Raw genomic sequence first — 12,034 nt, forward strand, 5'->3', positions numbered from 1 at the left:
CAAACAAGTCTACATCCTTAATCTGACAGGACAGGTTTTTTCTAGAAAATTGGTATACAATCTTCTAGAAGCATTCTATTCTTTCCCATATCTACCCGTTAGCACTACTTCACCAGACTGTTTACCAACCAAATCATAGGTAGCATAAGCCGCTAATACCGATTTTCCAGAAAAAGCAATACCACACTCCACTACTTCTTTTACATGCGGATATTGTAATATTTCAGTATGATAGGATTGTGTTTGTATTTGATCTAAGGAAAGTTTAGCTGCACTTTCCAGTTCTTTTTCTTTACGAACCTGTTTAAATTCCAATAGAAGCGCTTTTGAACCTTCTTTTTTAGGGATTAATAAAAGATCATAACGCCCTAAGCCGCTTTCTCTGTTGGAGCGTATATAATGGGTGATGCCCAAACTTGCTAACATCCCTAACACAAGACCATGGTAAAAGCCTTCTGATGTGTTACTTTTTTTTGTATCAAAATAGCTCACACTTCCACGTAAAAAATAGCTAAGCTGTTCTACAAAAGCAGGAACTTCACCAACTACCAAATGTTTCAAAAAAGAATCATATTGTGGCTTTCGCTCAAATTGATTGACGAACCATGCTTGAAAAAATGTACTATAGAGTCTCCATATTTCATAATTGGGTATGCTTACTTTACAATCATATACTGTAGTATAGGCACTTAAACTACTTGTTTCAAAGGTCAAATAGCCAGCAAATAACAAAAGACTCCAAAAAGATGTATCATCTTTATCTAGGATATCAAAAGCAAGGTGTTTGTTGATAGATATAGTTACGGATTCCCCGCGCATCAACTGTTCGAATTGTTCTTTGATATCAGAATGAGCAGTAAGTACCTTTTTTTCGATTAAGTTATTATTACCCGTATTCACCCAATAGACATCAAAACGACCTGATTTATTGATACAGGAAATAATAGACCAAGGGTTATACATGACTAAATGCCCTACCCTATAACCATTGTACCAACTTTTCACTTCTTCCATAGCAGTGCCAAGACCATGTTCTTCAAATAAAGATGCAACTTCATCTTCACTAAAGCCAAAGTGGGCACTATATTCTTCATCTAACAAGGTATAGGTCTCTAGATTATTCAGCCCAGACAGCATACTATCCTTAGAAACACGCAAAATACCCGTTAAAACACCTCTTGCTAATGCATCATTATCTTTTAAAGCAGCACTAAATAGGTTACGCATAAATGCTACCATCGCATCCAAATATTTCTTATTACCATAAGCTTTGTTGAGTGGGGTATCGTATTCATCTATGAGAATATAGACTTTTTGACCATGGTGTTGGTAGAGACATTTACTAAGCAACTCTAAAGAGGCTTCCAACTCTTGCTGATTGGCTTGTTTATCTAGAATGGTATGCAATTGCCTTAACGTTATTGCATTAATTTTATCGCTTTTCAATAAGTAGGCATATGAACTATACATCTTTACGATCAATCCATACACCGAATTATAGGCCCCTTGAAAATCATCTGCGTTCACATCCTTAAAGCTTACCATAATGACAGGGTACTTACCTTGATGTTGCTCAAGGTATTTACCACCATCTAGCTTACCGATCGCTAAATCATCAAATAAACCAGCTGTATTTACCCCACTAACCTCTGAGGCAAAAAAATGCTGCAACATAGACATATTCAGTGTCTTTCCCCAGCGACGAGGGCGAGCAATTAAAGTAACTTCTTCGCCTTTACGCAGTAAATCAGCAATCATTTCTGTCTTATCACAAAAAAGGTAATCATTAGATATCAACTTATGGAAGTTACTAACCCCAATCGGTATTTTTTTCATCATGCTATCAGAACATTTAAAACCATACACTCTATAATTATATAAAGTTACCATAAGTAGCACCTTAATATATATTGATTATCCTATTACTTGACCCTACGCATCTTTCGAAGATAATTTGTTAATCCCACATGATTGTTATACCCTAATATAGTTGCCATCTTTCTAATCGAAACACCCAACCCAGTCAATTCGTTGATTCGTTCAATATCCTGATCAAACTTACTTTTTTGAATGGCCCCCTTGGCTTACCTAACTTTATCCCTTGTATTTTCTTAGCATATAAGGCTTCTTTGGTTCTTAAACTTACTAAATCACGTTCCAACTCTGCCAGTAAGGAAAATATAGTCACAATAATTTTAGAGCTAAGATTGTCTTTGTTCAAATCGAGTCTTTGCTTAATGGCCATGATTCTGATCTTGCTTTTAATCATTTCATTGATGAGATGAAGTACTTCCGAAGTGCTTCTGCCTAACCGACTGATTTCAGTAATAATGATGGTATCGCCATCTGAGAGTTTACTGAGCAACTCATCGATTCTTCTTTTGAGCCGATCCTTTTGAGAAGAGATTTGGGTTTCTATGATATCATCAATGGTTAGCTCTTTTTTTCTAGCATATTCATAAAGCTCTAGTTTCTGGTTGTTTACATCTTGTTTATTGGTCGAAACACGAATATAAGCTATGGTTTTCATGGGGTAAAAATACAGTGTAAACAATTAATGTCAATATATACTGGCCTGAAAAAATAGGACAAAAAGTTTTTACTTTATTTTCCGTATGGTTTAGTTTTAAATTGATAAAATCAATTAATCAGATGGGAAGGAAAAAGATTAGTCATTTTAGTTCGGAAGAAAAGACTAAAATAGTATTAGCTTTACTAAAAGAAAAGAAGATTTAACGTTAGCCCAGCTATCGTCCAAATATGGCGTTACTAGTAAAACCCTTCAAAATTGGAAACGTCAGTTTTTAGAGAATGCCTCCATAGCCTTTGATCTATCAAAGGTTGTTAGCGTTTATAAAGATGAAATTAGCGCACTTAAGCATCAAAACGATGCACTTGCCAAGGCCTTAGGGAAGGCTACCGTTGAGCGAGATTGGGCACTGGGAAAGCTAAAGAGCTTGGATTTATTAAGTAAAAAAAGTCTTGTCAGATCCAAGCTTTCCCACTTATCCAAGGCAAGACAATGTGCGTTATTATCGATAAACCGCTCTTTGATATATTACAAATCTAAGGAATTAAACGACTGTAATTCAGCTGTTTTAAAGAAAATAGGTTTGATTTACAGGGAACATCCAGCATATGGTTATCGTTATATATACAATCAACTACAAGAAGATGGGTTTAATGTAGGTAGAGATTGTATGCTTAAGTATATGGGTGTACTGGGTATATCGGCTATTTATCCACGTAAGAAGCCCTCTATTTCTTGTAAAGATGCACAGCATAAGGTATATAGTTACTTGCTGGATAAATATTGGATCAATTTTGGTAAAACAAAACGTGTGCATGTACCTAAATCGAATCAAGTTTGGAGTGGGGATATTACTTACCTGAGTTCGGGATTATCTTAGTGAAGGAATGTATTAAAAAGCCCCTTTGTGTTTTAAATTTGGAAATAAAATTGTGAACCAAATTAACATTACCAAAGGCGCCAATTATGAATGTAGCAAAATTAGTTGAAACATATTACGTTGTAGATGAATTTCTCAAAAAATTTATGCTTTATATTGAAAAACACTTGTTAACTAAATCGAAAAAAAAACCAACTAGATCTTGTTCACTGAATTTGAGTGAAATAATGACCATTATTATCGCGTTTCATATTTTCGGATTCAGAAATTTTAAGTCCTATTATATTCATTTACAGCAATTTCATACTCGTGAATTTGGGAGCTTGGTAAGCTATAATAGGTTTATAGAACTCATGCAGAGAGCGTTGGTTTTTTACACAAAGTCTACCTAAAACGCAATCAGGTTGCTACTTTATGGATGCAACGGCTATCAAAGTTTGTAACATTAAAAGAACCTACGCACACAATGTATTTAGATCCATCGTTACTAAAGGTAAAACTAGTACTGGTTGGTTTTACGGATTTAAATTACACCTGATTGTCAATGACCTATGAGAAATTATGAGCTTTCAACTCACTACAGGAAAAGTCAACGATAGATTTCCTGTAGAAAATTTATGTAAAAACTTAATGGGTAAAGTATTCAGTGATAAAGGTTACCTGAGCAAAGAATTGTTTGCAAAGCTTATGGAGAAAGGTATGAAGTTGATTACACAAATCAGAAAAAATATGAAAAATACGCTTATGCCACTCTGGGACAAACTCATGCTTAGAAAACGATCCATAATTGAAACCATTATAGACCAGCTTAAAAATATTAGCCAAATAGAACATTCTAGACATAGAAGCATACCTAATTTTTTGGTCAATTTGATAGCTGGAATCTCAGCTTATGGGTTAAAAGAGAAAAAACCTTCTATAAATAATATATATATGACTGATGTACAATAAAGATAATCCCGAACTCAGGTTAAAAGATCCAAAGGTAGCTGCAGATAAAATCATCATCACAGAAAGTCCTATAGATGCTTTAAGTCATAAACAAATGCATCAGGAACCAAATAGTACAATCTACTTGTCTACTTGTGGAAGCTTATCAGAAGGCATTAAAAAGGAATTAAAAAATCTTTTGGCTAGTGTTAGGGAAAATGGACCATTAATAGTACTGGCTTTTGATAAGGATACAACAGGTCAGCAAATGCAAAAGGAGGTTAGTAACCTAGCTAATGATCAACAAATCAAGGTTCAAGAAGCCATACTTGATCAAGGAAAAGACTGGAATCAAACACTACAAAATCAATTAGATTTCGGTCAACAACACAATCTTAGAAGGTTTCAAAAAGCATTGGCTATGAGTGGGCAAGAATACGAACTCCGAAAGCGCAATAAAAGAGAACCTAATGTCTTGGGAATGGAAATCGCAATTGATGGATTGTAGTTTAGGTTTCATCTTACAGATGAATATGATAAAAATAGCTATTAAAAAGAATACTAATCAGGGAAATGCTTTAATTTTTATTAAAAAAGAATTTATTCTTTTAAAGTTTCGTAGTTTCGATACCAAAAATCAAACTCCTTTTGACACATGTCTAAAAAATATAAATTAGAAGACTTAAAAGAATTTTCTTACAATCCTTTTCTAAATTATAAATCAGATAAAATATTGGATGAACTTTTCATAGATACGCTTTCAAATACTGCTAAGTGTATCATAAAGCATTTAATTTATAAGCAAACGTTTAAAGAAGAAAAGTTCTTATTTAATGTAAAGGAATTTAATAGATTCATGAGATATATCAATATGCCTGATCCTTCTGGTGGGCTAGCGGAATTATGCGCTAAAAATTTACTAGAAAAAACGAAAGAGGTAGACGTATTTTGAGTCAATAAAGATCTGTTTAACACCGGAGTGTTTGAGTCGAAATATATGGTATGTACGGAAGAAGATAGTTTTATTTGAACTAGGACCTATACAAGATCCTGGATCTGAGAACGAGATAGACCAGTAAGAAGAATAATATCCTCCATAGGGTAACCGCGCAAAAGCATAGATTTGGCGATCTCTATATTTCTTTCTTCTTTGCCTTCTAGCTTACCTTCTAGCTTACCTTCTAGCTTACCTTCTAGCTTACCTTCTAGCTTACCTTTTTCTTCCCCTATTTGGATACCCATCATTTTTCCCTTCTCCTCTCCCTCTAGTCTTCCCTCTTCTTTTAATCTTTTAGCTACTGACATGGCGATTTGTTTTAATTTTGGATTAGATTTTTTGATAGTTTCTAGTAAACCTGGATGATCATCTACTTCTAACATATATAAAAAAGCTGCATCAGCATAACTAATATAACCTTTTTCTAAAAAATCCACAATTAAATTTATTCGATCAGCAAACCATTGATTGAATTTTCTATAAATACCCTGCTTGAGGACCATCGCCGCAAAAGCAGCCTTTCTGTAACTAAGCAGCTCATTTTCAGACGTACTGTACAGATCAACTAAATAAAAGCTGTCAAACATATACGATCTAGCTAATTCAGGATCCGAAAACATTGATAATAAACTATTTGAACCTTTATATGCCTTATCTCCATTATAGATGCACACGTTTAAGATAACTGGAAGGGCCACATTTCCGTTCTCTTTTAAATGCTGACGTATTAATCGAACGTTGTACTCTAGAAATTTAAGTGGCATATAAAGATCTTCAGTAGACTGGTGTTCAACAATTGCATACAAGTAACCTGATTGACCATTTATATTGGCTCTGAATACTAAGTCAGATTCTCCTCTTCTACCAACTGGATCAACAAAACTTTTAGTAGTCAAATGTAAATCTTGCTGATCTATTTTACTAAATAGTTCTGGAGGTAGATTAGCAGATAGAAAATCCAGCATAGTTTCTTTATTGCAGAACGTATTTTTAAAAGCCTTGTCATGTGGTTTATCCTCTACAGCTTTTTTATCCTTTTCCTTCGTTTGATTCTTAGTCATCTGATCAATACATTACAATAAATCATTGGCATTAAAAATATAAATTTTCCTATAATAATGTAGCAAAATAAATGAATACGTTTCAGCTAAGAAAGTTGTTGTATATCAGATGCACATAAACCAGTGAAGCGCATAATCTTTTCTATAGGTTGATTATCCTTTAGCATAGCCTTAGCAATTTCCAGTTTTTCTTTTTTCTGTCCTATCTTTTCCCCTTCTTTAAGGATTACCTTATTATTTTCTTGTTGTAGTTCTATTTATGTTATGGAGCCTCGTAATTTGTTTCATCAGTAGTGCTTCTGCTTCAGGTTTAAGTAGATACTTTGTACTAAATTTCAGTTCTTCTATTATATGTTGATCCTTAAGGCTATAATAATGATTGGTTTTACCCCTGTAGCCTCCTAGGATGAGATGGTCTACTACTTGTATAACCTGAGTTCGGGATTATCTTTATTGTACATCAGTCATATATATATTATTTATAGAAGGTTTTTTCTCTTTTAACCCATAAGCTGAGATTCCAGTTATCAAATTGACCAAAAAATTAGGTATGCTTCTATGTCTAGAATGTTCTATTTGGCTAATATTTTTAAGCTGGTCTATAATGGTTTCAATTATGGATCGTTTTCTAAGCATGAGTTTGTCCCAGAGTGGCATAAGCGTATTTTTCATATTTTTTCTGATTTGTGTAATCAACTTCATACCTTTCTCCATAAGCTTTGCAAACAATTCTTTGCTCAGGTAACCTTTATCACTGAATACTTTACCCATTAAGTTTTTACATAAATTTTCTACAGGAAATCTATCGTTGACTTTTCCTGTAGTGAGTTGAAAGCTCATAATTTCTCATAGGTCATTGACAATCAGGTGTAATTTAAATCCGTAAAACCAACCAGTACTAGTTTTACCTTTAGTAGCGATGGATCTAAATACATTGTGTGCGTAGGTTCTTTTAATGTTACAAACTTTGATAGCCGTTGCATCCATAAAGTAGCAACCTGATTGCGTTTTAGGTAGACTTTGTGTAAAAAACCAACGCTCTCTGCATGAGTTCTATAAACCTATTATAGCTTACCAAGCTCCCAAATTCACGAGTATGAAATTGCTGTAAATGAATATAATAGGACTTAAAATTTCTGAATCCGAAAATATGAAACGCGATAATAATGGTCATTATTTCACTCAAATTCAGTGAACAAGATCTAGTTGGTTTTTTTTTCGATTTAGTTAACAAGTGTTTTTCAATATAAAGCATAAATTTTTTGAGAAATTCATCTACAACGTAATATGTTTCAACTAATTTTGCTACATTCATAATTGGCGCCTTTGGTAATGTTAATTTGGTTCACAATTTTATTTCCAAATTTAAAACACAAAGGGGCTTTTTAATACATTCCTTCACTAAGATAATCCCGAACTCAGGTTATGAGAAAATTAAAAGAGCGTCTAGAGCAAGCAAATTCTATTAAAAATCAAAGTAAATCATTATTTAAAGATCTTGCTGACGCTAAATATGGTAAAGTAGTGTTAGGTATATCGGAAAAAATAAGTGGTATTAGTTTAAACCCTAGTGATTATATACCTAGTTTGGAGTGTACTAGAGGGCTTAAAAGAGATTGTTCTTTTTCCTATTATAGAGAAAAATCCCTATTAGGTAGGATAGATGCTTTTACCAGTAGAGGTAGTAATTTCCTGAGTACAAAACCTCCAAAAAGTTTAAACAGTCTTTGCTTAGATATTCAAAGAGCGTTGAGGCGATCAGATCAAATTAAAATAGCTGCTAAAGAGGCTAATAATAGACTGATTCCAGTTTATAAAGAACAGATTAAAAATTTAGAGATTCAAAATAAAAAGATAGATAAGACGCTATCTAATCCTAACTTTTACAAAAATGATCCGGTGAAGTATTTTCAATTAGAAAGTATTAAAAATAAAAATATCTTAGATATGGGAGAACTGGTAGAAAGGATCAATAGGCTTCAAGTGGCATCTGAAAAAGTCTCTAAGAAAGATCAAGAATCCATTGCAGAGCTATACAGTGAAAAGCTAAACAATGAGCTGATACAGCATATCGTAAAAAGCAAAATAAAAAGAAATAGTAAATGCTAAAAATAGTTATTATATTGAATATAAGGTTCAAAAAATGTTTTCAATTAAGTTAAGGTAGATAAATAGAGATTTCTATTTTTTGAGTAGGTAGTAGGTAGAAATCCTAGTAGTTTATTTGCTTTTTAAGAAATATATTTTGAATATTGCATGATCTTGTTTTTGAGTAAACAGATCTTAAAATTTTATCGAAAATTTATTCATCATGAAAAAGTATTTAGTTTTGTTGCCGCTTGTGGCAGCTTGTAATGGGTTAATGTAAATGAACGTGGAAGCACTGAAATTCTAGTCGATGGATATAATGAAGTAAAGCTCCTCTTTGCTTTACATATATCAACAATTATGAAGCATACAGGATTTTCTAAAATGTTATTGCAATATGGCGCTGATGTCAATGTATTAGATGGCTTTGGAAACACTCCTTTATATTACGCATCAAAAAATCGCGATTTAAACTTATCTAAACTATTATCAGATCGTGGCGCTGATCCAAATATTGAAAATATTGTGGGCTATAATCCTGTAGATATGGCAATAGAGTTCGCAATGCAATCTGGTAATTCAGCATTATTAGAGTCTTTCTTGCAAAAAACAGATGGTGTATTGGTTGATACAACTATTTTACACAGATTGGCAAGTTTACACAAATTGCCAAAAGAAGAATATTTGAAGGTTCAACATATAATCGAATTGTCAATATCTAAGTATAATGCAAAGGTATGTGCAGTAAATAGTCTTCGGATGAATCCTGTACATATAGCATCGATCCGTAATAATGGAGAAATAATAAGGATGTTAGTAAATCTTTATTCAGTAAATGTAAATCAACCAGATAATAAGGGGGAGACTGCCCTACATAAGGCATCAAAACTTGGTAACATAGAATCAGCTAAGGCGTTATTAGACTGTGGTGCTAATATAAATGAAGAAAATAATGATGGAGAGACTCCTTTAGATAAGGCTAATAGCGCCCGAGACAAATGGAAACTAAAGCTGGAAGAAACTAGTGATGTAGAATTGTATGGAATAGATTTTAATAATATATCTGATACAATTAATTTATTAAAGGAGCATGGTGCTAAACCAGGAAAGAGTTTAACTAAAAAATAAGGCTCTTGACTAGCAAAACAATATATATGCATATATATATTGTTTTGCTATAAAATTCTGTAGATTAAGCAAGTATAAAATAAGAAAAATACTAGATGTTTTTTTGGGTCTAGGGTATTAGTCAAAATCACGCGTAAATACACGCTAAGCGCGGTTCTGTCGATCTAACTGTGTAAATTATTTTTTTGGTTTTTCAAATTCTATTTTCAAATTTAATTAAAAAATGTGCGATAGCCTCGCTCCAATTATGAATAGGAATGGTCCACTTTCTGGTCATGTAATTAATAGTTAGATACAAGGTTTTAAAAACAGCTATATCATTAGGAAACACTCTTTTATTTTTGGTAACTCTACGAAATTGGCTATTGACAGCTTCCACAGCATTTGTTGTGTAGATGACTCTACGTATAGCGTTAGGGTATTGTAAAAACACCATCAGATTATTCCAATTAGCATACCAAGACTTGGCTATTTGTGGATACTGTTTATCCCATTTGCTGGCAAAAGTTTCTAATGCCATCAGTGCTTCTTCTTCAGTCACTGATGTATAAATTGGCTTTAAATCAGCACATAATTCTTTTCTATCTTTATAGGAGACATACTGCAAGCTATTCCTAATTTGTAGAGTAAGGCAGAGGCGCCTAGTTGCCGGTTTCCTCCACCTCCTCATCAAACCGTACGTGAAGTTTTCCTTCATACGGCTTTCCGATGATCAACGCGAATGTCAACATACACGCAGCATGCGAAGCCTTATCAACTATAACAAAGATGTCCACTGACTTTGTAGAGTCCTTGAGTATGTAGCTCTTTTGTTGACAGCCATTGATACTTTCTTTTCTTTGCCATATGTTTGACTCGGTTCCAGAGATTTAGTTTTCTAACAACATATTGGTCTATCTTTCTAAATTGTATTGCGCTATTAAGCCAATTATAATAATTAGCCCATCCTCGCAATATTGGATTTAGATAGTTGATTTTATGGGCCAGTGATGGTTGATAGTCTCTACCAATTTCTTTTCTGATCTTATTTCTTAATTCTGTCATAGATTTTCTTGTAGGAAAACCGTAACAGAATTTCTTATCCTTAGACTTTCTGCTCTTATTCAATACCATCCTTACACCTAAAAAATCAAACCCTCTTTCAGCCTCAGTAATTTCTGTCTTTTCTTCTGAAAGGGTTAATCGTAGTTTACTGAGCATCTGCTTTAATGATTCCATATACGGCAGTGGGTCTTTATTTCTGATCAGAATTACACAATCGTCACAGTATCTAACCATCTGGGTGTCCCATTCATTATGTTGCTGACGCCAGTATTTATCTAGGCTATGTAAGTATATATTTGCAAGTAAGGGTGATATAACTGATCCTTGTGGGGTACCTTTATCAGATAAAGAAGTTTTATCTTGTTGGAATACAGAATGAATTAGCCATCCTTTAATGATTCTTATAATCCACCTATCTCTAATTCTACGGTTTATTAACTTCAATAGAAGTTCGTGATTAATGGTGTCAAAATAAGAAGATATATCAGCATCTATTACTGTCCTATATCCATAGGTAACCCATTTCCTTACTGCCTTTATGGCATCTTGGCAATTGCGTTTTGGCCTAAATCCATAAGATCCTTCTAGAAAATTAGCTTCGAATATTGGTTCTATTATCAACTTAACCGCTCCTTGTATTACTCTATCCTTTACGATGGGTATTCCAAGAGGTCTAAGCTTACCATTACTTTTTCGGATATATACGCGTTTCACTGAGCTGGGTTTATATTGTTTACTAAGAAGTTCTTGTTGAATCTCTTGTAAGAATTTTATCACACCGTACTCCTTGATTGCAAGTATGGTCCTTCCATCTAAGCCAGGGGCACCTTTGTTCTTTTGTACCCGAAGCCATGAAACCCATAATACTTCTAATTGACAGACTTTATCATATAGAATACCAAATGTTCTCTTTTGATCCTTCTTGGCTGCTTGATGCAACTTATTTTGTAGTACCCGAACTTTTTCTAGGGCGCTTTGAGCAAAGGTTTTACCCTCTGCAGTCACCAATTCCTCCATACTTAATAAGTTTTGATCAAAGTAGGAGCCCTTCCTTCCTGTAAGGTTATGTTGTCCTTACTATCATCAGTACTATGACCCCCTCCGACTTCCTTAGATACTGTACTTAGAATTTCAGTTTTTTTTTAACCTTATAACCAGTACATTACAATTATTACTAACCGTGCGTATCTAAGGATCTCCCAAGTTACTGTACAAACATTCTCAATATGTCGCCGTTTAGACGCCGAGAAGTAGATTAGTGGTATCACCTTTATTTCCACTAAACTTGCTGCCTTTACCCGTACATCAGAGGCGATCAGCACTTCTTTCTTCTAGCTCTCCCACTGATATCTGCTAGACATGTAATTACGACGCTA

10 protein-coding genes and 2 pseudogenes are annotated in these 12,034 nt (G+C 33.8%); 6 read left to right on the forward strand and 6 right to left on the reverse strand.

What is annotated here, in order from left to right:
• Nucleotides 1-75 precede the first annotated feature (75 nt).
• Entirely contained in the window at nt 76-1,839 is a 1,764-nt protein-coding gene (locus tag CE557_RS03465; protein ID WP_162789989.1) for an AAA family ATPase, read from the reverse strand.
• 184 nt (nt 1,840-2,023) lie between these two features.
• A complete protein-coding gene (locus CE557_RS03470; protein ID WP_223245887.1) occupies nt 2,024-2,530 on the reverse strand; it encodes a recombinase family protein in 507 nt (168 codons plus the stop codon).
• A gap of 520 nt (nt 2,531-3,050) precedes the next feature.
• Between CE557_RS03470 and CE557_RS05045 the strand changes: the two genes are divergently transcribed.
• The 4 genes and pseudogenes from CE557_RS05045 (at nt 3,051) to CE557_RS03495 (ending at nt 5,292) form a co-directional block, all read left to right on the forward strand.
• Entirely contained in the window at nt 3,051-3,410 is a 360-nt protein-coding gene (locus tag CE557_RS05045; RefSeq protein ID WP_162789990.1) for an IS3 family transposase, read from the forward strand.
• Nucleotides 3,411-3,496: 86 nt separating this feature from the next.
• Nucleotides 3,497-4,361: pseudogene (locus tag CE557_RS03480) on the forward strand (IS982 family transposase).
• Complete coding sequence (locus CE557_RS03485; protein ID WP_114910214.1) at nt 4,351-4,848, forward strand: toprim domain-containing protein; 498 nt, start codon at nt 4,351-4,353, stop codon at nt 4,846-4,848. Before CE557_RS03480 ends, CE557_RS03485 begins: the two are co-directional and overlap by 11 nt.
• A 147-nt stretch (nt 4,849-4,995) precedes the next feature.
• Nucleotides 4,996-5,292: a hypothetical protein gene (locus CE557_RS03495; RefSeq protein ID WP_114910216.1), complete on the forward strand. Its 297-nt coding sequence runs from the start codon at nt 4,996-4,998 to the stop codon at nt 5,290-5,292.
• 86 nt (nt 5,293-5,378) lie between these two features.
• Here the strand turns inward: CE557_RS03495 and CE557_RS03500 are convergent, their stop codons facing one another.
• Together CE557_RS03500 and CE557_RS03505 are read right to left on the reverse strand one after the other, a co-directional pair.
• A complete protein-coding gene (locus CE557_RS03500; RefSeq protein ID WP_114910217.1) occupies nt 5,379-6,398 on the reverse strand; it encodes an Rpn family recombination-promoting nuclease/putative transposase in 1,020 nt (339 codons plus the stop codon).
• A 450-nt stretch (nt 6,399-6,848) separates the two neighbouring features.
• Nucleotides 6,849-7,713 (reverse strand): annotated as a pseudogene (locus CE557_RS03505) (IS982 family transposase).
• A gap of 110 nt (nt 7,714-7,823) precedes the next feature.
• Here CE557_RS03505 and CE557_RS03510 point away from each other — a divergent pair.
• Both CE557_RS03510 and CE557_RS03515 read left to right on the forward strand, forming a co-directional pair.
• On the forward strand, nt 7,824-8,507 hold the full coding sequence (locus CE557_RS03510; protein ID WP_114910218.1) for a hypothetical protein: 684 nt from the start codon (nt 7,824-7,826) through the stop codon (nt 8,505-8,507).
• A gap of 279 nt (nt 8,508-8,786) precedes the next feature.
• Nucleotides 8,787-9,614, forward strand: a complete 828-nt coding sequence (locus tag CE557_RS03515; RefSeq protein WP_255410646.1) for an ankyrin repeat domain-containing protein — start codon at nt 8,787-8,789, stop codon at nt 9,612-9,614.
• Between the two features lie 193 nt (nt 9,615-9,807).
• On the opposite strand, the gene CE557_RS03520 is transcribed toward CE557_RS03515, so the two are convergent.
• Together CE557_RS03520 and ltrA are read right to left on the reverse strand one after the other, a co-directional pair.
• A complete protein-coding gene (locus CE557_RS03520; RefSeq protein WP_317048457.1) occupies nt 9,808-10,311 on the reverse strand; it encodes a transposase in 504 nt (167 codons plus the stop codon).
• 56 nt (nt 10,312-10,367) lie between these two features.
• A complete protein-coding gene (ltrA, locus tag CE557_RS03525; RefSeq protein WP_114910220.1) occupies nt 10,368-11,675 on the reverse strand; it encodes a group II intron reverse transcriptase/maturase in 1,308 nt (435 codons plus the stop codon).
• Nucleotides 11,676-12,034 lie beyond the last annotated feature (359 nt).

Source organism: Cardinium endosymbiont of Sogatella furcifera (assembly GCF_003351905.1).
Taxonomy (GTDB): Bacteria; Bacteroidota; Bacteroidia; order Cytophagales; family Amoebophilaceae; genus Cardinium.